Below are 22,709 nucleotides of genomic sequence, written 5' to 3'. Positions count from 1 at the left end.
GCGCGAAAGGCCGTACGGCCGGGAGGGGGTGCCGGAATGGGCCTGTGGCAGCTCGACGCCGACACGCTCGCCCGCAGCCGGTTCGTCGTCTCGCCGCTCTCCGAGGCGTTCGCCTGCCTGAAGCTGCTGTACGCGCGGGACGCCGCGCACCCCGGCGAGCAGGAGTGGCTGCGCACCCATCTGCCCGCCTACCGCGCCCGGCTGGCTGCGGACCCGGTGACGGCCCGGCTGGTACGGGCCGGGATCGGCCGGAACTGGATCGCCGACTTCCTCACCCCGGCGCCGCGCGACGACGAGACGTTCGCGGACGAGGTCGCCCGGATCCGCTCGACGGCGCCGGACGCGGCCCGCGCCCATCTGCGCACCGCGCTCGCCGGACCGCTCCCCGCCGAGCTGGACCGGGACGACCTGCCCGAGCGGGCGGCCGTCCTGCTGGAGTGGGTGTGGGAGGAGGCGGTACGGCCGTCCTGGGAGCGGCGCCGGCGGGTGCTGGAGGCGGACGTGGTCGCACGGACCGCGCAGGTGAGCCGGGGCGGGTGGGTGAGCGTCCTCGACGCGATCCGCCCCGGACGCACCCGCTGGCTCGGCGAGAACCGGCTCCAGATCAACCTGCATGAGTACCCGCCCCGGGAGATCTCCGGCGCCGAGTTGCTCTTCGTACCGGTGACCGTGCAACGGGCGGGCTGGGTCGCCTGGGACGACGGGGTGCGGTACGCGGCGGTCTACCCCTGCGCGGGCGCCCTCGCCGACGCCGGTGTCCGGACCGCCCCCTCCGCCCTCGGCGCGCTCCTCGGCCAAGCCCGCGCCCACGTCCTGGTGCTGCTCGCCTCCCCCATGAGCACGACCCAGCTGACGGCGGTGACGGGGCAGGGGCTGGGGTCGGTGGGGCGCCATCTGAGGGTGCTGCGGGAGGCGGGGCTGGTGGAGCGGCGGAGGGCGGGGCGGTCGGTGCTGTACGCGAGGACGGCGGCGGGGGACGTGCTGGCGGAGGCACCGGGGCGGGTGCGGGCCGGGGGCGGGGACGCGCGGGCGTCTAGGCTCACCCCATGACCAACGTGCTGAATGTCGAGATCGGTGCCCTCACCGGTGGATCCGCCAACCTGGAGCAGTACGCCGGGAAGGCGGTCCTCGTCGTCAACGTCGCCTCCAAGTGCGGCCTCACCCCCCAGTACACGGGCCTGGAGAAACTTCAGGAGCGGTACGCCGACCGTGGTTTCACCGTGCTGGGCGTGCCCTGCAACCAGTTCCTCGGGCAGGAGCCCGGCACCGCGGAGGAGATCGCGGAGTTCTGCTCGGCGACGTACGGCGTGACCTTCCCGCTCACCGAGAAGGTGGAGGTGAACGGCGCGGGCCGGCACCCGCTGTACCAGCGCCTGGTGGAGTTCCCCGACGCCGAGGGCCACAGCGGCGACATCCGCTGGAACTTCGAGAAGTTCCTCATCGGCCGGGACGGCACGGTCGTCGCCCGCTTCTCCCCGCAGACCGAGCCGGAGTCGGAGGCGATCGTGACGGCCATCGAGGCCCAGCTGGCCTAGCCGGCCGGCTCCGGGGCGCCGCGGGGAACGGCCGAGCCCCCTCGGCAAGGACGGCGACTGGTCGAGAGGGCTCTTCTGGTGGTGCGTGTGAAGTTGTGTTCGTCGGGAGGTCTCTACGGACGAAGGTCAGCGAGGACCTCCTAGGCCTTGACCGAGGCCACGAAGGCGTTCCACGCGTCGGCGGGGAAGGCCAGGACCGGCCCCTCGGCGACCTTGGAGTCACGGACGGCGAGTTCGGCGTCGGCGGGCGACTTGACCTCGACGCAGGCGCCGTTGCCCGCGGAATAGGAGGACTTCGTCCACGTCTCCGTAGCGCCCTGAATCAGTGCCATGTCCACTCCTGTTGCGAGTTGCGATAGTGCGGTTCACGCCAACCTTGTCGTCCTGTTGGCGTGATCGACGCTACCGGGCAACCGCCCCTGCCGGAGGAGTCGTTCACTCAACTGGATGGCATATTCCAGGGGAGCCTTCCACTGGAGCGGATCGACGGTGTACGATCCGGCGCCCTCGGTGCCAGCCGCTCATTCGGCGTAGTCTTTGGCCACCTTTGCAATGAACTGCCGGGATTGCTCCACATTGAGGGACTGTGCCCGCAGATGCTCGTACATCACGGCGTACTTCTGCACGTCCTGGGCCTTCTCCAGGTACAGGTCGCTGGTGACGCCCTCCAGGTACACCACGCTGGAGTCGGCCGCGTCGGCGAACTCCAGGATCGCGTACTGGCCGTTCAGCCCCGGATGCGCGCCCACCTCGAACGGCAGCACCTGCACCGTGACGTGCGGCAGCTGGGACATCTCGATCAGGTGGTCCAGCTGTTCGCGCATCACCAGCTTGCTGCCCACGACCCGGCGCAGCGCGGCCTCGTCGAGCACCACCCACAGCCGGAGCGGGTTGGTCTCGGCGGTGATACGTTCCTGTCGGCGCATGCGCACCTGCACGCGCTTCTCGATCTCGGCCGTCGACGTCTCCGGCAACGCGCCCTGCACCAGGGCCTCCGCGTAGGCGCGGGTCTGCAACAGCCCGGTCACGAGCTGGGGTTCGTACACGCGCAGCGACTCGGCGTCGGTCTCCAGACCGATGTAGACGCTGTACGGGATGTCCCCGAAGGTGTGCCACCACCCCTGCTGCCGGGAGTCCCGGGCCATCTCCATCAGCGAGTCCACGATCCGCTGGTCCTCGACCTCGTACACCCCGCACAGGTCGCGCACATCGCGCTGGCTGATGCTTCTGCGGCCGTTCTCCAGCCGGCTGATCTTCGACTGCGACACGAGCAGTCGCTCGGCCACTTCCTCGGCCGTCATGCCCTTGAGCTCGCGGAGCCTGCGCAGCTCCTGGCCCAGCCGGCGCCTCCTGACGGTGGGATTGACATTGGACGCCACGGGACGTGCACCTCCGGCTGCCTGCCTGTTCCTTGACACTTTCCGTATCTGCTGCTGAGCAGACTGCCACCAAGGTGCTTTCTACCGCTGGGAAATGGTGGATATGCGGCGCGTACGCGTCAGTTCGGCACGGCTCGCCGCCCGACGGGGTGCCGGCCGCCGGGCCCGGAAGCGGCCGAGCGGGGCGGCGAGACACACAGGTCTCACCGTCCCGCTCGGCCAGCGGCTCCCGAACCGGTTCCGTGGGGACCGGGGTTACGGCTCAGTGGGCCACGGCGCGTGCCATGGTGCCGCGGCGCGGCTGCATCGGAACCCCCCGAGCGGGCTCCGCCGCCGACCGGGCGCCGGGCGCGCCCTGCCGCGCGGTGGCGGCCGTACCCCGGCGCGGTTGCGCGACCGCGCCGTTCTGCACGTCCATCACGGCGTGCGCGACGAGGCCGCCCATGGGGTCGTGCCGGATCAGGTCCCGCAGCCGGGACCTGGAGGACCGGCCCTCGTTCCCCGGGTACAGGTGCTTGCCGAGTCCGACGGCGTGCGCCAGGGCGGCGAGCGCCGCGGTCCGCGGGTCCGGCGGCACGCCGGTGCGGATCGCGGAGTCCAGCCGGGCCCTGATCTCCCGGCTGATCTCGTTGTCCGTCGCCTGGTAGCGCGTCGTCGGCAGCACCCCGCACATCTGGCCGGCCACGGCGTGCACCATGCCGCACCGCTCCAGATGCGAGAGGTAGGTCTGACGGAGCCCCAGACGGGGCCCGCCGATCCAGTGAACAGCCCGCACGGGAGCGCCACGCCGTCGCAGCAACTCCAACGCGCAGTCCAAAGTCGGATCTCCAGTCGGCCGTGGCACCACCACGGCGATACGATCCCCGTCTGGGGCTATCCGTCCGGCCAGCGCCAGCTCCACTAGCTGTGCACCGGCCAGACCGAGGTCGAGCGACTGCGGCTGCGCAGTGGTACCCGTGGCCGGGTCCAGTGCCAGCAGCAGAAGCTCCTCCGGAAGTGTTCTGCGGCTCCTGCCCATCCATGCCTCCCCGCGTGGATGAATGACAGGGTGACCCCTCTCACATTGGTCTGTCGAGGGTGCGTGACCGGTTCGTAAGGGAACCGGTAGGTATGTCGTTCTCGTCTAGCGCAGGGGTTAAGCCCTCACACAGGACACTGGTACATGGTTCGGACAGGGCGCGCGTGTGGGCGTGCGGCGCATGGAGGAGGCATCGGTGGCGGGCGAGTCCCCCGACAGGTCGAAGCAGCGCGAGTCGTCGGCGGAACCGACGCCGGGGAGCGCGGCTCCGGTTCCCGAGACACGGGATCCGCGTCTCGCGGTCGCCCGGGAAAAGGATTCCGCGCCGAGCGGTGTGGACACCGCGACGAAGATCCTGTCCATCCCCGACACCACCCCCTCCCCCGAGGACACCGCGCTCCGCAAGGCGGTCTCCTCCTGGGTCCGCAAGGCCAACGCCAAGCCGACGACGGGGGATGAGCCGGAGGGGGGATCGGCCCCGGACACCGGAGCGAGGGCCGCCGGCACGGACGCGGATGCCGGGGCGAGGGCCGCCGGCACGGACGCCGGGGCAGAAGCGGGCGCGGAGGCGGACGCGGGCACGAAGGCCGAGGCGGACGCGGGCACGAAGGCAGAAGCAGGCGCGGGCACGGAGGCCGAGGCGGACGCGGCGACGGGCGCTGACGGGGGCTCGGGTACGGGCGCGGAAGCGGACGGTGGGCGGAAGGCCGGCAACGGCGGGACGCGGACCGACGCCGGCGCGGACAGCGGCGCGGACTCGAAGGCAGTTGCGGGCGTGAAGGAAGAGGCGGACGCCGAGTCTGACGCCGGGGTTGCGTCCCCGGCGCAGGACGGCGCTGACTCCGACACCCATGCCGTGGGTGATGGTCGCGCCGAGGCCGATGTCTCGGCCGACGCCGACCGTGACGGCGCTGAGGCCGACACCGAGACCGACTCGGACGGCGACGCCGTTGCCGACGCGAAGTCCGAGCCGGAGGAGAAGGCTGCATCCGAGGGGGCGGCCGATGCGAAGGCCGAGCCGGAGGGGCAGGACGAGCCTGCGTCGAAGAGGCAGCCGAAGGGGGAGGCGAAGGCCGCCCACAAGACCCAGGCGAACGGCGAGGCGGACGCCGAGTCCACGGCGAAGGCCGACTCCGAAGCGGACGCCGCCCCCAAGGCCCAGGCGAACGCCAATCCCAAGACCCAGGCGGACGCCGCCCCCAAGACCCAGGCGGACCCTGACACTAAGGGCCAGGCGGACGCCGAGCCCAAGACCCAGGAGAAGGCTGACCCCGAGGCCCGGGCGAAGGCTGATTCCGCGACCCCGGCCACGGCCGGCCCCAAGCCCCCCGCCAAGGCTGAGGCCCCTGCCAAGGTCGAGCCGCAGGACGCGGCTGCCGCTGCGGCCGAGGCGCGGCCGGAGCTGGGCGACGGCGAAGCCGAGGACTCGCAGAGCCGTGGCGGAGCCGAAGGCTCGAAGGGCGCTGCCGGAGCCGAGGACGCCCCGCAGGGGGGACCCGCAGCCGACGACGAGAGCCGCACGGGTGGTGACGACGCCGACGGCGAAGCCGAGGCGGAGGCGGACACGGACGCGGGCGACGCCCCCGTCGATCAGCCCACCGCCGTCTTCAAGGCCGTACGGCCCAAGCAGCCGCAGGTCGACCAGCCCACCACCATGCTCAAGCTCGGGGGGAAGCCCAAGGCCCCCGAGTCCGACTCCGAGCGCACCAGCAAGTTCGTCGCGCTCAAGAACGACATGGCTCCGGCCAAGCCGAAGGCCGAGCCGGACGCGAAGCCGGACGCCACCACTCCCGTCCCGCAGGTCGGGCCCGAGCGCACCACTCAGCAGCCGCTTCCCCCGAAGCCCCCGCTGGACCTGCTGGCGGAGCTGACGAACACGCCGCCGCCCCCGGAGACGGCGTTCCGCACGTTCGTGCGCCGGGTCAAGATCTGGACCCCCCTGGTTCTGCTCCTGGCGGTCGTCTTCGCGATCGTGCAGACCCTGCGCCCGCTCCCGGACCCCACCCTCGGCCTCACCGCGAAGGACACGTACACCTTCGCCGGCGGCAAGGTCGGCATCCCGTGGCCGGCCGGCGGCGAGGCCGCGCTGGATGTGCAGGGCATCGGCACGTTCGGTTCCTCCGGCGCCCAGAAGCCCGTGCCCATCGCGAGCGTCGCCAAGGTGATGACCGCGTACATCGTCCTGCGCGACCATCCGCTCAAGAGCGGCGCCGACGGCCCCAAGATCAGGATCGACAAGGCGGCCGAGCAGCAGTCGAACGCGGGCCAGGAGTCCACCGTGCACGTGACCGCCGGTGACTCGATCTCCCAGCGGGAGGCCCTGGAGAGCATCCTCATCGCGTCGGCGAACAACATCGCCCGCCTGCTCGCCCGCTGGGACGCCGGTTCGGAGAAGGCGTTCGTGGCGAGGATGAACGCCACCGCCAAGAGCCTCGGCATGACGAACACGACGTACACCGACCCCTCGGGCCTGACCGACTCCACGGTCAGCACGGCCGTGGACCAGGTGAAGCTGGCGAAGGCCGCGATGACCGAGCCCGCCTTCCGCGAGGTCGCGGCGATGATGTCGTACACCGACTACAAGGGCGTGAACCACTCCAACTGGAACCACCTGGTCGGCAGCAACAACGTCGTCGGCATCAAGACCGGCACCACCACCTCCGCCCTCGGCAACCTGGTCTTCGCGGCGAAGCAGCAGGTCGGCGGCGGCACCCGCACGATCATCGGCGCGGTGCTGCGCCAGCCGGCCGGCGGCCCGGAGAACACGATCCTCAGCGCCGCCCTCGACCACAGCGACCAGCTGATCCGGGCCGCGCAGGGCGCCCTGAAGTCGGTGACGATCCTGAAGAAGGGCGATGTCGTCGGGTACGTCGACGACGGCCTCGGCGGCCGTACCCCGGTCGTGGCGACGAAGGACGTCACGGCGGCCGGCTGGGCGGGGCTGAAGGTGAAGCTGTCCCTCACCTCCGGCACGGTGCCGCACACGGCGAAGGCCGGCACCGAGGTCGGGTCGCTCACCGTGGGCGACGGTTCGGCCGGTGCCGTCAAGGTGCCGGTGGCCCTGGAGAAGGATCTGGCGGAGCCCGGCTTCGGCGCCAAGCTGACCCGGCTGGGCTGAGCCCGCACCCCGGGTCCGCCCGGACGTCACCGGCGCGCCCCCGCTCCTGTGAGCCGAGGGGGCGCGCCGGTGGCGGTCGCGCCCCGGAGGCGAGCCGCGCCCTGACCGCGCGCGCGTGCTAGCGTCACGAAACGGGGCAGGTCGCCGGTCGCGGGACACGGCCGCGAACTGGACGGCAAGCGGCCGGAAACACCGGGGAACACGGCCGAGAACAGAAGACGGGACACGGGGAGTGCCTTCAGGTGGCCACAGCGGAGCCGACACGCGCCGACGACGCCGATCCGGGCCCGGGACCGGGCCCGCGAATACGCCTGTCCGCGGCTGACCGGGAGGGTCCGGCCGACCACCCGGACAGCGCTGCCGGCAGTGAGCGCGCCGCGGTGCGCCCAAGCGGCCTCGCGCGTGTCCTCACCGCGGCCGAGCCCCTCAGGCAGCGGATGCTGAAGCACCCGGTGCTGTCCGTGACGGCCCTCGCCGGGGTCCTGCACATCGTCTGGTTCTTCACGTTCGCGAACAGCGGTGGCGATCTCGCGGCGCAGGACGCCTGGGCGGAGTTCGTCGGCCGGCACCCGGACTCGGCGTACAACCTCGCCTGGTACGGCGGCATGCATCCGGTGTCGTACAGCGTGGTGTCGCCGTATCTGATGGCGGTTCTCGGCGTCCGTACGACGATGATGATCGCCGGGACGGTGTCGGCGGGCCTGCTGACCCTGGTCCTGATCCGCAGCCGGGCGGTCAGGAACCCGCTGTGGGCCTCGCTCGCCGGGGTCGTCGCGCTGCTGTGCAACGCGATCTCGGGCCGGGTGACCTTCGGTCTCGGCACGATGTTCGCGCTCGGCGCGGTGGCGGCCGTCTTCTGCTGGCCGCACAAGTGGCGGTACAAGCGCTGGGCGAAGGCCGCGGTGGCGGCCCCGCTCGCCGGCCTGTCCACCATGGCCTCGCCCGTCTCGGGGCTGTTCGTCGGCCTGGTCGCGGCCGCGCTGTTCCTGCAGAAGCGGCGGCCGGGCGCCTGGGCGCTGGGGATCGCGCCCACGGTGGTGGTCGCGGCCTCCTACTTCCTCTTCCCCTTCTCCGGCACCCAGCCGATGACGATCGGCTCGGTGATCATGCCGCTGCTGTACGGGCTGCTGTGCCTGTTCCTGGTGCCGCGGGAGTGGGTGACGGTCCGGCTGACGGCCGCGGTGTACAGCCTGGGCGTGGTCCTGGTGTGGCTGATCAGCTCGCAGATCGGGTCGAACATCTCCCGGCTGCCGATGCTGTTCGCGGGTGCGACGCTGGTGGCCGCGCTGCCGTTCACCGTGCCGAAGTCGCGGAAGTGGTACACGGCCGTGCTGGCGCTGCTCGGCTTCGCCGGGTGGATCGGCTACAAGTCGGTGGACGACATCATCCACACGACCCCGGCCGCGTCCTGGGCCCGGGAGCTGGCCCCGCTGGTGCACCAGCTGCAGAAGGCCGGCGCCGAGAAGGGCCGCGTCGAGGTGGTCCCGGCGCGCTCGCACCGGGAGGCGTCCGCGCTCGCGCCGTACGTCAACCTGGCGCGCGGCTGGAACCGGCAGGCCGACATGGAGCGCAACCCGCTCTTCTACGACGACACCCTCAACTCGGCGAACTACCACGAGTGGCTGCGGCGCTGGGCCGTGCACTTCGTGGTGCTGCCGAAGGACAACCCGGACGGCGACGGCGGCCAGCGGGAGCGGGAACTGCTGCAGCGGGGGATGCCGTACCTGAGGCAGGTCTGGGGCGACGCCAACTGGCAGCTGTTCCGGGTGACCGATCCGACCCCGCTCGCCGAGCCGGACGCGGTGGTGGACCGCGCCGAGCAGGGCGAGATGACGCTCCAGGTGCGCAGGGCCGGGCGGATCCTGATCCGGATCCCGTACTCGCCGTGGCTGAGCATCGTCGACGAGCACGGCAAGAGCCTGAAGCCGCCGCAGGTGATCTCGCCCTCCGGCACGCCGAAGAAGTACCGGAACGTCAACGGGTGCCTGATGGAGACCCCGCAGGACGCGAACGGCGACAAGTGGACGATGCTGCTCGCTCCGCGGGCCGGCACGTACCGGCTGGCCGCGCCGTACCAGCTGCCCCGCGGCACACCGTGCCCGGACGAGCTCAAGTAGAACCGCGGGGAGAGCCGCGCGAGTTCGGGCGGAGCCGCGCGGTCCGCCCGGGGCCGATCTGAGAACTCGTTCATGTAGATGAACTCAGGTCATCAAGTCGAACTTTTTTACCTCGACTTGACCTTACGCTTGCTTGTCGCGTTCATATCACCGCACCCACGATCGAGTACATGAACAGTCTCGACTGGGCCGTACTCATCGGCTACTTCGGTGTGATGGTCGCGATCGGCGTCTGGTCGCACAAGCGCGTGGACAACGTCTCGGACTTCTTCACGGCCGGCGGCAAGATGCCCTGGTGGCTCTCCGGCATCTCGCACCACATGTCGGGCTACAGCGCGGTCATGTTCACCGGGTACGCGGGCATCGCCTACACCTACGGCGTCACCTCCTTCGTCACCTGGTCCTTCCCCATCGCGCTCGGCATCGCCATCGGGTCGAAGCTGTTCGCGCCCCGCATCAACCGGCTGCGGTCCCGGCTCCATGTGGCCTCCCCGCTGGAGTACCTGAAGAACCGTTACAACCTGTCCACCCAGCAGGCGCTCGCCTGGTCCGGGATGCTGCTGAAGATCGTGGACGTGGGCGCCAAGTGGGCGGCGATCGCCACCCTTCTGTCGGTGTTCACCGGGGTCACCCTGAACCAGGGCATCCTCATCACCGGTGCGATCACGGCCGTGTACTGCACGATCGGCGGCCTGTGGGCGGACGCCCTGACCGAACTCGGCCAGTTCGTCATCCAGTTGCTGGCCGGCATCTCGATGTTCGTGGCGGTCCTGCTGAAGCTGAACGACAAGCACATCGGCTTCCTCGACGCCTGGAACCAGCCGGCGCTGCACGGCCACGGCAAGCCGCTGGTCGGCCCCTACGGCACGGTGTTCCTCCTCGCCTTCCTGTTCATCAAGCTCTTCGAGTACAACGGCGGCATGCTCAACCAGGCCCAGCGGTACATGGCGACGGGCAGCGCGCACCAGGCCGAGCGGTCGGCCCGGCTGTCGTCCGTGCTGTGGCTGGTCTGGCCGGTGGTCCTGTTCTTCCCGATGTGGATGTCCCCCCTGCTGGTCCACGCGCAGAAGCCGGACGGCTCCGACTCCTACGGCCTGATGACCGAACAGCTGCTGCCGCACGGCCTGTTGGGCCTGGTGATCGTCGGCTTCTTCTCCCACACGATGGCCATGTGCTCCTCCGACGCGAACGCCATCGCGGCGGTGTTCACCCGGGACGTGGCGCCGGTGCTGTCCTCCCGGGCGCGGGCGTGGGGCGAGCGGTCGGGACTGATCGCGGCCCGCGTGACGACGCTCGTCTTCCTCGGCCTGTCCATGGCGGTGGCGACGCAGGTCAACTCCCCCACGTTCAAGGACATCATCACCGTCGTCATCAAGTGGGTGGCCGGCCTCATGGGTCCGATCGCGATCCCGATGATGCTGGGCCTGCTGCGCCCCTTCCGCCGCTCCGGCCCCACGGCGGCGCTGACCAGCTGGGCGGCGGGTCTGCTGGCGTTCTGGCTGGTGAACTACCCCATCAACTGGCAGGTCTCGGGCGGGGTTCCGCTCCAGTACCAGGTGTCCGTGCCGCTGGCGGTGTCCCTGGTCCTGTACATCGCCCTCGGCTACCTGAAGCCGGAGGAGACGCCGGAGCGGCTCGCCGTCATCGAGAAGGTGAACACGGACGGGGACGCGGTGGCGGCGGTACCGGTGCCCGCGAGCGCCGGGGACGACGTGCTCGGGGCGCCGGCGGTGGACCAGCCGGGAGGGTGATCGATGACGCGGCAGGCCCGGCCTGGCGCGCAACCCCCTAGCGGGGATACCTCGCCAGCCACCCCGGCGACGATCCCGCCGGGCCGTGCAGTGCCGGGCCCTGGGTCATCTCCATCGCGAAGTCGTCGGCCAGTTCCAGCACCGTCGGACGGCCCTCCAGCTCGGCCACCCAGGCCGGGGGCAGGGCCGTCTCGCCGTGCAGGGCGCCGAGGAGGCCGCCGGTGAGGGCGCCCGCCGCCGCCGACGGGCCGCTCTGGTTCACCGCGAGGCACAGCCCGTGCCGTACGTCCTCGCCGACCAGCGCGCAGTACACCGCCGCGGCCAGCAGCCCGTCCGCCGTGCCGTCGCCGGCCAGTTCCTCCACCCGCGTCGGGCTCGGGATCCCCTGCCGTACCGCGCCGAGGGCATGCTGCAGGGCGTCCGAGACGGGCTGGTGGCCGGGGCGGGCGGCGAGCAGGGCGAGGGCCCGCTGCACGGCGCCGTCCAGGCTCTCGCCCCGGGCCAGCGCATGCACGATCACGGCGTACGCGCCCGCCGACAGATAGGCGAGGGGGTGCCCGTGGCTCTGCGCCGCGCACTCCACCGCGAGCTGCGCGACGAGCTGCGGCTCCCAGCCGACGAGCAGCCCGAAGGGGGCGGACCGGGCCATCGCCTCCGGGCCCAGCTCGCCGGGGTTCTTCGGCGACTCCAGCGTGCCCATGGTGTCGTCGCCGAAGCCGATGAGCAGGGCCCGGGTCGGGTCGCGGCGGGCGTACAGCCACTCCTCGCGCGCGAGCCAGCCGTCGTCCTTGCGACGCTCGTCCGGCCCCCAGTCCCGCTGGGTGGCCGCCCAGCGCCGGTAAGCCCGGTGCAGGTCGGTCGGCGGGTGCCAGGCGCCGGTGTCCCGCCGTACCTGGGCCCTGATCAGCCCGTCCACGCTGAACAGGGTGAGCTGGGTGTGATGGGTGACCGTGCCCCGGCGTCCGTGCCCGAAGGCCAGGTCGAGCAGGCCCTCGGGGCCGTACGCGGCCCGGATCTCCTCCAGGGACAGCGGGTCGGCGGGCCCGCCGAGCGCGTCGCCCACGGCGACCCCCAGCAGGGTGCCGCGCACCCTGCTGCGGAAGTCCTGCTGCTCGGCTCTGCCCCAGACGGCGCCGGACGTCGCACTCATCCAGACCTCCCCACGGCACCGTCCGTCCGTACGACGCTAGGCACTGTAATCGACGGGGAACGATCCGTTCACGGGGGCAAATCGGCCTCCACTGGTCATTCCCGGCCGGCTACGAGCGCTTCGCCCCCGTCGGCGATCCGGTCAGCCGAGGCTGTGGGATCACTGGGCGCCGGCGCTCACCCTTCGCCGCTCACTCCGCGTAGCGTGCCTGGACGGCGTCCCGGGCCGTTACGACCGCCGACAGCCGGGGCGCGACGCGGGCTCGGTCCGCTCCGGGCGCGGACAGCAGCTCGATGAGTACGGCAGCCAGCAGGGCCAGGTCGTCCCAGGCCTGTTCCTCGGCCAGGACGCCGGCGAGTGCCACATCCGCGCCGCCCCACTCACCGAGGGCGCAGCCCAGGACGCACCGGACGAAGGGGTAGCCGTCGTCGGCGGTGTCCGCCAGACGTCCGACCTCCTGCCACAGGGGTACGGCCGGCCGCAGGCCGCGGGATCCGCTCACGGCCAGGGCGAGGTCGAAGGTGCCGGTGAACGGGTCCTCGGAGCGCATCCGCTCGGCCACCCGCTCGGCCGCCGCCCACTGCCGGTCGTGCCGGTAGACCTCTGCCCGCAGCTCGTCCAGGAGCGTGTCGGGGGCTCCCGAGAGGTCCGCTTCCGCCAGCCGTTCGAGGGCTTCCGGCCAGCGACCGCACCGTATGAGCAGCCGTACGGCCTGTGCGCGAGCCCAGGGGGCGTCCGCGTCCAGGGCGATGCACCGGTCCAGGTCGGCCAGGGCGCGCTCCGTGCGGCCGACGTCCAGAGCGGCCAGGCCGCGTCGGCCCAGCGCCCAGCCGTAATCCGGTTCCCGGGACAGCGCTCGGTCCAGGTACCGCGGGGTCAGCGCGCGCTCGGGAGAGAGCACCAGCTGCACATCGTCCTGGCTGCTGAACCGTGCGCTGAGTCCCCGGCGCAACCGGTCGGCGTACTGGGCGACCTGGGCCGGGTCGACCGCTCCCACGAACGGGCCGGCGCCGGGGATCAGCCCCAGTCCCGCCAGCCCCGCCCGGACCGCCGTGGCCGTCACCGGTGACGGGCCGTCCTGCGCCGACGCCAGGCCGGCGGCCACCGCCTCCGCCTCGTGCCGGCGTTCCCGGTACGAGGCCAGCGCGCGCTCGAGTTTCCTGAACTCGCGTCCCTGACCGGTGAACTCGCGGCAGATCGCCGCCATCGCCTCCGGCACGCTCCCGGTGCTCTCGTCGACGTACGCCGTCAGCGCTCCGCGTTCTCGGGCGATCTGCTCCAACTCCCGGGCGAGGAAGGTCTTTCCGACGCCCGCGTGGCCGTGGATGTGGAAGAGGAAGCGGTGGCGTTCGTCCTCGGGCGGAAGGTCCAAGTTGGCCCGGAACGCGGCCCGTTCGTCGCCGCGGCCGATGAATCCCGCCCGTCTGCGCCGTCCGATCAGCTCCTGCATCGACGGCCGTGCCTGCGCCATCCGTCAGCCCCTCCCGCAGCCCGCGCTCTCATTCTGGCGCAATGCCCACGCGCTCACCCGGCCCGTGGCGGTGGAGAATTCAGCCATGACCACCACCCCCACACGCAACTCCGGCCTCACGCTTGCCGCCGGTGTGCTCACCGGCATACTCGCCCTCTACATCGCCCTGGTCGCGCTCGGGAACATCACCGACTTCGGAACGAACCAGCAGTTCGTGCGGCATGTGCTGGCGATGGACACCACCTTCAGGGACCCGGACCTGATGGGGCGGGCCATCACCAGTACCGGGCTGCAGGACACCGCTTATGTCGCGATCATCGTGTGGGAGACCGTGGCGGCCCTCGTGCTGATCGGGGGGACCGTGCTGTGGGCGTGGCGCAAGGACGACCTCGCCCGGCGCATATCCACCTACGGGCTGCTGATGCTGCTGCTCCTCTTCGGCGCCGGGTTCATCGCGATCGGCGGTGAGTGGTTCGCGATGTGGCAGTCGAAGACCTGGAACGGGCTGGACGCCGCGACCCGGGTGTTCCTGCTCAGCGGCGTGGCGTTGATCGTGAATCTGCTGCCCGCGCGGCGGGCGGACGCTATCTGACGACCGTGACGCCGGTGCCCTGATCGCCGAAGGACCACAGGGCGGCGCCGTCTTCCTTGTGGAGGCGGATGCCGCCCAGTTTCTTGCCGTCCGCCGGGGGCGGCGAGGAGCCGTCCAGGGCGTTGGAGAAGGCGATGTTCACGCCCTGCGCCTTGGTGAAGTACATGATGTGCTCGACCTGTACGCCGTCGGAGCCGCGCAGGGACTGGGTGCGCAGGGTGATCGAGTACCGGCCGGGCTGCGGGTTCACCGTGCCCGGCCACACCGTGAACGTGCGGGTCGGCTTGCCCGTGGCGTCGACCAGCCAGACCCGCTTCTCGGAGAGGGAGTACACGATCCGGCGGCCCGTGCCGGAATCGTCCGGCAGGGCGGGCGCGGCCGGTGTCTTCGGCGTCGCGGGCCCGTGGGCGCCGGCCGACGCCGAGGGGCTCGGCTTGGCGACGGCGGCGATCGGACGCGGCCCGTGGTCCGCCTGTACGGCGAGCGCGACCACCACCGCGGTCGCTCCCGCCGTCAGGCCGGTGACCCAGGCCCACGAGGGCAGTCGGGCAGCCACGGGACGCTTCTCCTGACGCTAGGCGTATGGGGCCCCTTCCGGGGTCGGGGGTCGGATCATCGTACTCAGTCCAGGACCGGCAGAAGTTCCGGCAGGTGTCCGTCGGAGGCCTCCGCCGCCCGTCGCCGCTCCTCGGGCACCTCGCCGTAGAGCGTGGTGCGCGGTTTCGCCGGGCGGCCGGCCGTCTCGGCCACGGCGATCAGGTCGCGGACCGACTTGTAGGAGCCGTAGGAGGAGCCGGCCATCCGGGAGATCGTCTCCTCCATCAGCGTGCCGCCCAGGTCGTTCGCGCCGGAGCGGAGCATCTCCGCCGCACCCTCCGTACCCAGTTTGACCCAGCTTGTCTGGATATTGGGGATCCAGGGGTGGAGGAGGAGCCGGGCCATCGCGGTGACCGCCCTGTTGTCCCTGGCCGTCGGGCCCGGCCGGGCGATGCCGGCCAGGTAGACCGGGGCGTTGGTGTGGATGAAGGGCAGGGTGACGAACTCCGTGAAGCCGCCCGTCTCGCGCTGGATCCGGGCCAGCGTGCGCAGATGGCCCAGCCAGTGGCGGGGCTGGTCGACATGGCCGTACATCATCGTCGAGGACGAGCGGATGCCCAGCTCATGGGCCGTGGTGATCACCTCGATCCAGGTGGCCGTCGGCAGCTTGCCCTTGGTCAGCACCCAGCGGACCTCGTCGTCGAGGATCTCCGCCGCCGTCCCCGGGATGGAGTCCAGGCCCGCCTCCTTGGCCGCCGTCAGCCACTCCCGGACGGACATGCCGGTGCGGGTCGCGCCGTTCACCACCTCCATCGGGGAGAAGGCGTGCACGTGCATGCCGGGGACGCGGGACTTCACCGCCTTCGCGATGTCGAAGTACGCCGTGCCGGGCAGGTCCGGGTGGATGCCGCCCTGCATGCACACCTCGACCGCGCCCACGTCCCAGGCCTGCTGGGCGCGGTCGGCGACCTGCTCCAGGGAGAGCGTGTAGGCGTCGGCGTCCGTGCGGCGCTGCGCGAACGCGCAGAAACGGCAGCCGGTGTAGCAGACGTTGGTGAAGTTGATGTTGCGGGTGACGATGTACGTCACGTCGTCGCCGACCGCCGACCTGCGCACGTCGTCGGCCACCCGGCACAACGCGTCCAGCGCCGGGCCGTCCGCGTGCAGCAGGGCCAGCGCCTCGGCGTCGGTGAGCCTCGTCGGGTCGTCGGCCGCCGTCGCCAGCGCCTGCCGTACGTCCGTGTCGATGCGCTCCGGCGCCATGCCGGGGGCGGCCGCCTCGCGCAGCGCCTCCCAGTCGCCGTACACCTCGTCGAAGTCGTCGCGCCGGTCCTTCGTACGGCCCTCGGTGTCGATCGAGGCGTGCAGGTCCGTGCGGCCGGTGGCCGTGAACGCCTCCTCCGGCTCCTGCCAGGGCAGGCCCCGGGGAAGGGCGCCGGGGCGGGCCAGGCCCGTCTCCGGGTCGGCCAGCGCGCTCACGTGCGGGCGCAGCCGCGGGTCCAGCCAGGGCTCGCCGCGGCGCACGAACTCGGGGTAGACGCAGAGGCGTTCGCGCAGTTCGAAGCCGGCGGCGGCCGACCGCGCGGCCAGCTCCTCGATCTGCGGCCAGGGGCGCTCGGGGTTGACGTGGTCGATGGTCAGGGGCGACACCCCGCCCCAGTCGTCGATGCCGGCGCCGATCAGCCGCTCGTACTCGGCGTCGACCAGGTTGGGCGGGGCCTGGAGGCAGGCGGCCGGGCCCATGATGTGCCGGGCGACGGCCACCGTCGCGACCAGCTCGTCCAGTTCGGCGTCCGGCATGCCGCGCATCGCCGTGTCCGGCTTGGCGCGGAAGTTCTGGATGATCAGCTCCTGGATGCCGTGGTAGGCCCGGGAGACCTTGCGCAGGGCGAAGAGGGACTCCGCCCGCTCCTCGTACGTCTCGCCGATGCCGATCAGCAGCCCCGAGGTGAAGGGGACGGAGGAGCGGCCCGCGTCCTCCAGCACCCGCAGCCGCACGGCGGGTTCCTTGTCCGGGGAGCCGTAGTGGGGGCCGCCGGGCTCGGACCACAGGCGGGTCGCGGTCGTCTCCAGCATCATGCCCATGGAGGGGGCCACCGGCTTCAGCCGCTGGAAGTCCGTCCAGGTCATGACGCCCGGGTTGAGGTGGGGCAGCAGGCCCGTCTCCTCCAGGATGCGGATGGAGACGGCGCGGACGTAGGCGATGGTGTCGTCGTAGCCGTGCGCGTCGAGCCATTCGCGCGCTTCCGGCCAGCGGTCCTCCGGCTTGTCGCCGAGGGTGATCAGGGCTTCCTTGCAGCCGAGCGCCGCGCCCTTGCGGGCGATGTCCAGCACCTCGTCCGGGGACATGAACATCCCGTGCCCGGCGCGGCGCAGCTTGCCGGGGACGGTGACGAAGGTGCAGTAGTGGCACTTGTCCCGGCACAGCCGGGTGAGGGGGATGAAGACGCTCTTCGAGTACGTGATGACACCGGGACGGCCCGCCTGTTCGAGACCCGCGTCGCGCACCCGGGCGGCGGACGCGGCGAGGTCGGTCAGATCCTCGCCCCGCGCCTGGAGCAGCACCGCCGCCTCGGCGACGTCGAGGGCGACGCCGTCCCGGGCGCGTTTGAGGGCGCGACGCATGGAGTTCTCGGTCGGTCCGGTTCCGGAGGTCGCGGAAGTCGTCATCCCTCGAGCATACGAGCGTGATCAGGGAACGTACCGCGCGCACTCGTCCGGCGCCCCGCGGCACCAGCGCGGCGGTGTCGCGGCCCACGGCCGCCCCGCCGACGAGCGTGCGCGGGCCCGTGATCCGGCCGCGCGGCCCGCGCACCGGCCCGGGGTACGCGTGCCCGGCCCGGACGCTCGCGAACTCGCCGTCGCAGGACGCCGGTTCCCCGGACCACAGGGCCTGAGTGAGCCGTATCCGGTCCCGGACCTGTTCCCGGCGGGGCACTCGGCCCGGCACCGGCACCACCGTCCTCGCCCAGCACTCCCCCTCGCCTCGGCCACCCACTGTCCGCGCCCCCGAACCGCGCCTACCGTGGAAGCCGTGACGACGTTGCGCGGCACCCTCGCCCCCGGCTCACCGGACTACGTGTACCTGCCCTTCGACGTTCCGCCCGGCACACGGGAAGTACACGTCTCCTACACCTACGACCGGCCCGCCACGCCCGCCGGCACCCCCGGCAACGCCCTCGACATCGGCCTGTTCGACGAGCGCGGCACCGAGGTCGGCGGGCCGGGGTTCCGGGGCTGGTCCGGAGGCGCCCGCACGGAGTTCTTCGTCCGGGCCGACGACGCCACCCCCGGCTACCTCCCCGGCCCGCTGCACCCCGGTACCTGGCACATCGCGCTCGGGCCGTACACCGTGGCCCCGCAGGGGCTGTCGTACGAGGTGACCGTGACGCTGACGCCGGGGGAGCCCGGCGCCGCCCCGCAGCCGGTGTACCCGCCGGAGCGCGCCCGGGGCCGGGGCCGGGACTGGTACCGGGGCGACTGCCATCTGCACTCCTGGCACTCCGACGGGCGCCGCACCCCGGCCGAGATCGCGGCGCTGGCCCGCGCGGCGGGGCTGGACTTCGTGGGCAGCTCCGACCACAACACCCACGCCTCGCACGCCCACTGGGCCGACGCGGCCGGCGACGACCTGCTGGTGCTGCTCGGCGAGGAGGTCACGACCAGGAACGGCCATGTGCTGGCCCTCGGCACCGGCCCCGGCACCTTCGTCGACTGGCGCTACCGGGCCCGGGACCGGCGCTGGCCGCACTTCGCGCGGGTGATCCGCGACGCCGGCGGCCTGGTCGTGCCGGCCCACCCGTACGCGGACTGCGTCGGCTGCGCCTGGAAGTCCGGGTTCGCCGAGGCGGACGCGGTGGAGGTGTGGAACGGGATGTGGACGCCCGACGACGAGGTGGCGCTGGCCGCCTGGGACGGGCTGCTCGTCGCCTCCGTGCGCGAGGAGGGGGCCTGGCTGCCGGCCATGGGCAACAGCGACGCGCACCGGGACCCGGACGTCGTCGGGCACCCGCAGACGGTCGTCCTCGCCGAGGAGCTGAGCCGTCGGGCGATCCTCGCCGGGCTGCGGGCGGGACGGTCGTACGTGGCCGAGTCGCGGACCGTCTCGCTGGACTTCACCGTCAGCGCCGCGAGCGGTGAACGGGCCGGGCTCGGCGAGCGGTTGGCGGTCGGCGCCGATACCCCGGTGACGGCCAGGCTGACGGTCTCGGGCGCCCCGCGCTGCTCGGTCCGCTTCGTCACCGACCAGGGCGTGCTGTTCCGCAGCGGCCCGCTGCCCGTGTCCGGGGCGGAGGTGGTGGAGTGGCGTACGACTCCGGCGTACGCCGCGTACGTGCGCGCCGAACTGCGGCACGAGACGGCGCTCGGGCCGGTCCCCGGGATGATGGCCGCGTTCACCAACCCGGTGTTCCTCGGGACGGCCGGCGCGTGAGGCCCGCGGCAGGTCAGCTCCGTGCGGCCCTCGTCCGCTGCCGCAGCTCGACGACCGTCGCGACGGCACGCAGCCAGCGGGCGGCGGTGTCGTCGGCGTCGACGCCGGCCGCGAGTCCGGCGCCCGCGGTCAGCCAGTCGCAGACGACGGCCGTCGCCTCCGGGCGCGGCAGCGGCTCGGGGAGCCCGGCGGCGTAGGCGAGGCCGCCGGCCCGGACGGTGTCGGCGAGGAAGGCCACCGAGCGCGGCCGGGTGCCGAGGCGGTCGAGCAGCACGGCCGCGCCCACGGCGCCGTCGCCGAACAGGGCGGTGCGCCGGGGGCCGGGCGGTGCGGTGAGGCCGTAGCGGACCAGGGTGGTGATGTCGAGCCGGGCCAGCTCGTCGTCGGTGCGGTCCGGGAGGCGCGGGGCGGGGTTCGGCACGGGGTTCATGTTCCGGTCTCGGGGGGTGGGCCGGCTCAGCGGACGGTGACGGTGTAGGTGACGCGCTGCGGCGCGGACTGCCGGTACGGCGCGGTCGACGCCGGTGCCGGGGTGCCGCCGCCGTCCTCGTCGCAGGTGGTGGCGAACGTGCAGTGGGTCAGCACGATCCGGGTGCTGCCCCTGCCGGTGGCCTCGAAGGTGAAGGTGAGGCTGCTGCCCCCGCCGACCAGGTGTTTGCCGCCGGAGTCCGGGGAGCTGTGCTGCCCGCGCTCGCGGACCACGCCGGTGTCGGGCCGGGGGCCGGACAGGTACCAGTGCTCACGGGTGGAGGCGTTCTGGCGGACGGTGAGCGTGAAGCGCTCCCCGACCTTCGCGGTGATGCGGGATTCGCCGGTGGGGTGCGCGACGGGGGCCTGCTCGCCCGTGCCCGACCCGCAGCCCGTGACGAGCGTCAGCAGCGCGAGGCCCGCGACCGCGCCGCCCGCGGCCCCGCCCCGGCGCCGAGGGCGTCGGCTACTTGGCCGTCGGGAGGTACACGCTGTACGCGTCGTTGAGTCCACTGTCCGCTGCCTTGCCCATGTGTCCGTTGATGAAGTCGTTCTCGCTGACCCAGGTGGTCGTGCCCCAGGGGTTGTAGACCTGCAGCCGGTCGCCGTCCTGGGCGATGATGGTCATCGCGTGGGCGCCGTCCTTGCCCTGGACGTCGACCGGCACCGGGCGGCCGTCCGCGACCGCCTTCTCGACGTCGCTCAGCACCGCCCTGCGGTCGTCGGCGCTCCCGAGGTCGTGGCGCTGGTAGTCGTCGCCGGTGGCGGCGCCGAGGGTGGTGTCGGCGATGTGCTCCTGCCCGTCGGGACCCATGCCCTCCCAGTGGTCGCCGCCGTGCCCCTCCGTGTGCAGCCGGTGCTGCTCGGCCACCAGGCGCCGCTTGAAGGCCTCGGGGTCGTCCTCCTGCCCGCTGGGCCCGCCGGTGATGCCGAGCGCGTAGAGGGGGTCGACCATGGCGCGGGCGGTGACGGTGGACGAGGCCACGCAGGTGCCCTCCGAGCCGTCGCCGCCCTGGATCCAGCGCTGCCCGTCGAACGTGACGTAGTCCTTGTTGTTGTTGGAGCCGTCGGGGGCCAGGCCCTCGTCGTCCATGCTGTCCACGGCGGTGACGACCGGCGTGAGATGCCTGCGCAGCCACTCGGGGTCGTGCCCGTGGATCTTGCCCTGGAACTGCCCGATCTCCGCCACGCTGTGCCCGGCGGCCAGGGCCTTCATCAGATAGGCCCGCTCCTGCGGGCTGTCCGACCCGGCCAGCATCCGGTCCATCGCGGCCCGGTCGGCGGCGCTGAGCCGGTCCATGCGCAGGCCGGCGCGCTCCAGGTCGTGCGCGGTGAGGATCTCGTTGAGCACGGGGTCGCCGTCGACGGCGCTGGTCTCGGCCAGCATCAGCTTGTCGACGGCCGTGAGGTCGCCCGTGCCGAGCTTGCTCATGCGCGCCTCGGAGACCCACTTGTTCAGGTCCCTGGCGACGGCGTGGGCGGCGTCGTCGGCGGCGATCGCGGCCTGGTGCAGGTCCTCGGCGCCCAGGGAGGCGACGGAACGGGCGTTCAGCCGGACGGCCTCCTCGTCGTCGTCCTCGTAGAGGTCGTCGAACCAGCCGTCCTTGCCGCCGAGCATCCGCAGTGCCTCGCGCAGCGTCTCCCGGCCGCCGCTGTCCTGGCTCCGGGCGTCCTTGAGGGCGTCGGCGAAGGTGAGCAGCGCCAGTCCGCCGCCGTACAGGGCCCGGCCCACCGCTCCGGCGGCCACCCCGGCGGCGGCCACCGCGTCCGAGGCCAGCACACTCGTGTTGCCGGCCCAGACGTCCGGCAGGCCCTTCCTGGCCACCCGGTCGATGCGCTTGTGGAGGTCCTCGAGGTCCTGCTTCTGGTACAGCTTGCCGAGGGACTCCAGCGTCGCGGTGTCGCCGACCGGGGCGGAGACGGCGAGCGCGTCGTTGATGGCGTCGATCAGGTCGTTCTTGCTGCCGGCGGAGGCAATGGTCCGGCACAGCCCGGCCAGCCGCTTGCGCCTGTCGCCCGTGGACTCCGTCATCGCCCGCGCCCTCAGTAACCGGCCAGCGCCGACGGCCGGCCGGCCCGGGCGGGCATGGTGCCGACGAGGCGGCCGTCCCCGACGGCCACGCTGTCCGCGCTCGTGCCGACGAGGCTGTCACTGCCGTGGTACGCGCCCTTCGACAGCCGTACCTTGTCGGCCAGTTCGTGCAGCGCCGACTCCAGGGCCTTGGCCTCCGCCTCCCAGGCGGCGGCGTACGCGTTGAACGCGGCGGCGGCATCCGGGCCGCCGAGCGCGTCGTCCATGTAGCACATGCCGGGCTCGATCGCCTGCGCGATCCTGCCCGCGTCGTCACCCGCGGCGTCCAGGTCCTTCGCCTGTCCGGACATCCCGGACCTGACCGTGTAGCCGTCCGAAGACGCGCCCATCAGGCTCCCCCGTTGCATCGATCTCGACCGCGGGGGAGGCTAACACGCGGCAGCCGGCGGGATGTCGGGAGACCACACGCCCCGCACCGAGCCGCCACACCATCCCCGTCCCCTCACCGTCAGACCAGGAGAGCGACCGGCATGCCAGCCCCCGCAGACCGCAAGCACCGCGTGGTGACCGCCTTCCAGCGGCACCTCGCCAACCCCCTGGTCCGGCGGCTGCCGTTCCAGACCCTCCTGGAGACGACCGGCCGCGCCTCCGGCCTGCCCCGGCGGACGCCGGTCGGCGGGCGAAGGATCGGCGACTCCTTCTGGCTGGTCTCCGAGTTCGGCCACAAGTCCCAGTACGTCCGCAACATCCAGGCCGACCCCAGGGTCCGCGTCCGCGTCGCGGGCCGCTGGCACCACGGCACCGCCCATCTCCTCCCGGACGACGACCCGGTGGCCCGCCTGCGCTCCCTGCCCCGCCTCAACAGCACGGCGGTACGGGCCCTGGGCACGGACCTGCTGACGGTCCGGGTGGACCTGACGGACTGACGGCCGGCCCCCGGCATCCGGCGTCGTTCTTCACGCAGTGAGACCGTAGTTGACCGCCCGTCAGCTCTTGTCGGTGTGCGAAGAGGGTGTGAGGGCTTTGTGGACCGAAGCGCGGCGCCCTGTGATCGGCGTCTCCGACGGCTGACGGAACCGGCCCGAACAAGGCAAACTGACGGGGTTGTT

19 protein-coding genes are annotated in these 22,709 nt (G+C 72.4%); 8 read left to right on the top strand and 11 right to left on the bottom strand.

Annotated features, from left to right (window positions below):
- Nucleotides 1–36: 36 nt before the first annotated feature.
- On the top strand, nucleotides 37–1,050 hold the full coding sequence (locus OG956_RS19895) for an ArsR/SmtB family transcription factor (protein ID WP_330339325.1): 1,014 nt from the start codon (nucleotides 37–39) through the stop codon (nucleotides 1,048–1,050).
- Nucleotides 1,047–1,535 (top strand): glutathione peroxidase, encoded by a 489-nt coding sequence (locus OG956_RS19890; protein ID WP_330339324.1) that lies wholly within the window; start codon nucleotides 1,047–1,049, stop codon nucleotides 1,533–1,535. Before OG956_RS19895 ends, OG956_RS19890 begins: the two co-directional genes overlap by 4 nt.
- A 140-nt stretch (nucleotides 1,536–1,675) precedes the next feature.
- On the opposite strand, the gene OG956_RS19885 is transcribed toward OG956_RS19890, so the two are convergent.
- The 3 genes from OG956_RS19885 to OG956_RS19875 all read right to left on the bottom strand — a co-directional run bounded on the left by OG956_RS19885 (nucleotide 1,676) and on the right by OG956_RS19875 (nucleotide 3,932).
- Nucleotides 1,676–1,867: a DUF397 domain-containing protein gene (locus tag OG956_RS19885; protein ID WP_330339323.1), complete on the bottom strand. Its 192-nt coding sequence runs from the start codon at nucleotides 1,865–1,867 to the stop codon at nucleotides 1,676–1,678.
- A gap of 189 nt (nucleotides 1,868–2,056) precedes the next feature.
- The gene (locus OG956_RS19880) at nucleotides 2,057–2,914 is read right to left on the bottom strand and encodes a helix-turn-helix domain-containing protein (protein ID WP_330339322.1); all 858 of its coding nucleotides are present in this window, start codon (nucleotides 2,912–2,914) and stop codon (nucleotides 2,057–2,059) included.
- Nucleotides 2,915–3,176: 262 nt separating this feature from the next.
- The gene (locus OG956_RS19875; RefSeq protein ID WP_330339321.1) at nucleotides 3,177–3,932 is read right to left on the bottom strand and encodes a GOLPH3/VPS74 family protein; all 756 of its coding nucleotides are present in this window, start codon (nucleotides 3,930–3,932) and stop codon (nucleotides 3,177–3,179) included.
- 181 nt (nucleotides 3,933–4,113) lie between these two features.
- Between OG956_RS19875 and OG956_RS19870 the strand changes: the two genes are divergently transcribed.
- The 3 genes from OG956_RS19870 to OG956_RS19860 all read left to right on the top strand — a co-directional run bounded on the left by OG956_RS19870 (nucleotide 4,114) and on the right by OG956_RS19860 (nucleotide 10,918).
- Nucleotides 4,114–7,050 carry a D-alanyl-D-alanine carboxypeptidase gene (locus OG956_RS19870; RefSeq protein WP_330339320.1) on the top strand — a complete coding sequence of 979 codons (2,937 nt, stop codon included), beginning with the start codon at nucleotides 4,114–4,116 and terminating at the stop codon, nucleotides 7,048–7,050.
- A gap of 242 nt (nucleotides 7,051–7,292) precedes the next feature.
- Nucleotides 7,293–9,167: an MFS transporter gene (locus tag OG956_RS19865; protein WP_330339319.1), complete on the top strand. Its 1,875-nt coding sequence runs from the start codon at nucleotides 7,293–7,295 to the stop codon at nucleotides 9,165–9,167.
- Between the two features lie 170 nt (nucleotides 9,168–9,337).
- Nucleotides 9,338–10,918, top strand: coding sequence for a sodium:solute symporter family protein (locus OG956_RS19860; protein WP_330339318.1), 1,581 nt, complete (start codon nucleotides 9,338–9,340; stop codon nucleotides 10,916–10,918).
- Nucleotides 10,919–10,955: 37 nt separating this feature from the next.
- Here the strand turns inward: OG956_RS19860 and OG956_RS19855 are convergent, their stop codons facing one another.
- Entirely contained in the window at nucleotides 10,956–12,068 is a 1,113-nt protein-coding gene (locus OG956_RS19855; RefSeq protein WP_330339317.1) for an ADP-ribosylglycohydrolase family protein, read from the bottom strand.
- Nucleotides 12,069–12,258: 190 nt separating this feature from the next.
- A complete protein-coding gene (locus OG956_RS19850) occupies nucleotides 12,259–13,539 on the bottom strand; it encodes a tetratricopeptide repeat protein (protein WP_330339316.1) in 1,281 nt (426 codons plus the stop codon).
- 85 nt (nucleotides 13,540–13,624) lie between these two features.
- Between OG956_RS19850 and OG956_RS19845 the strand changes: the two genes are divergently transcribed.
- On the top strand, nucleotides 13,625–14,131 hold the full coding sequence (locus OG956_RS19845; protein ID WP_330339315.1) for a DUF2165 domain-containing protein: 507 nt from the start codon (nucleotides 13,625–13,627) through the stop codon (nucleotides 14,129–14,131).
- Here the strand turns inward: OG956_RS19845 and OG956_RS19840 are convergent.
- Nucleotides 14,124–14,687, bottom strand: coding sequence for a hypothetical protein (locus OG956_RS19840; RefSeq protein WP_330339314.1), 564 nt, complete (start codon nucleotides 14,685–14,687; stop codon nucleotides 14,124–14,126). The genes OG956_RS19845 and OG956_RS19840 overlap by 8 nt on opposite strands.
- 65 nt (nucleotides 14,688–14,752) lie before the next feature.
- The gene (locus OG956_RS19835) at nucleotides 14,753–17,338 is read right to left on the bottom strand and encodes a bifunctional FO biosynthesis protein CofGH (RefSeq protein ID WP_330339313.1); all 2,586 of its coding nucleotides are present in this window, start codon (nucleotides 17,336–17,338) and stop codon (nucleotides 14,753–14,755) included.
- Nucleotides 17,339–17,702: 364 nt separating this feature from the next.
- Between OG956_RS19835 and OG956_RS19825 the strand changes: the two genes are divergently transcribed.
- A complete protein-coding gene (locus OG956_RS19825; protein WP_330339312.1) occupies nucleotides 17,703–19,100 on the top strand; it encodes a CehA/McbA family metallohydrolase in 1,398 nt (465 codons plus the stop codon).
- 13 nt (nucleotides 19,101–19,113) lie between these two features.
- Here the strand turns inward: OG956_RS19825 and OG956_RS19820 are convergent, their stop codons facing one another.
- Genes OG956_RS19820 through OG956_RS19805 form a run of 4 tightly spaced genes read right to left on the bottom strand, consistent with a single transcriptional unit; the run spans nucleotide 19,114 to nucleotide 21,989 of the window.
- Complete coding sequence (locus OG956_RS19820; protein WP_330339311.1) at nucleotides 19,114–19,521, bottom strand: hypothetical protein; 408 nt, start codon at nucleotides 19,519–19,521, stop codon at nucleotides 19,114–19,116.
- 35 nt (nucleotides 19,522–19,556) lie between these two features.
- Nucleotides 19,557–20,081, bottom strand: coding sequence for a protease inhibitor I42 family protein (locus OG956_RS19815; RefSeq protein WP_330339310.1), 525 nt, complete (start codon nucleotides 20,079–20,081; stop codon nucleotides 19,557–19,559).
- On the bottom strand, nucleotides 20,035–21,600 hold the full coding sequence (locus OG956_RS19810; RefSeq protein ID WP_330339309.1) for a peptidoglycan-binding protein: 1,566 nt from the start codon (nucleotides 21,598–21,600) through the stop codon (nucleotides 20,035–20,037). The genes OG956_RS19815 and OG956_RS19810 overlap by 47 nt, the downstream gene beginning before the upstream one ends.
- 11 nt (nucleotides 21,601–21,611) lie before the next feature.
- Complete coding sequence (locus OG956_RS19805; protein WP_330339308.1) at nucleotides 21,612–21,989, bottom strand: hypothetical protein; 378 nt, start codon at nucleotides 21,987–21,989, stop codon at nucleotides 21,612–21,614.
- A 141-nt stretch (nucleotides 21,990–22,130) separates the two neighbouring features.
- Between OG956_RS19805 and OG956_RS19800 the strand changes: the two genes are divergently transcribed.
- Entirely contained in the window at nucleotides 22,131–22,526 is a 396-nt protein-coding gene (locus OG956_RS19800; RefSeq protein WP_330339307.1) for a nitroreductase/quinone reductase family protein, read from the top strand.
- The last annotated feature ends 183 nt before the right edge of the window (nucleotides 22,527–22,709 follow it).

Origin of the sequence: Streptomyces sp. NBC_00557 (assembly GCF_036345995.1) — a bacterium.
In the GTDB taxonomy this organism is placed as follows: Bacteria; Actinomycetota; Actinomycetes; order Streptomycetales; family Streptomycetaceae; genus Streptomyces.
The sequence above is the reverse complement of the archived record's forward strand: the minus strand, read 5'-3'. Positions and strand labels throughout refer to the sequence as shown.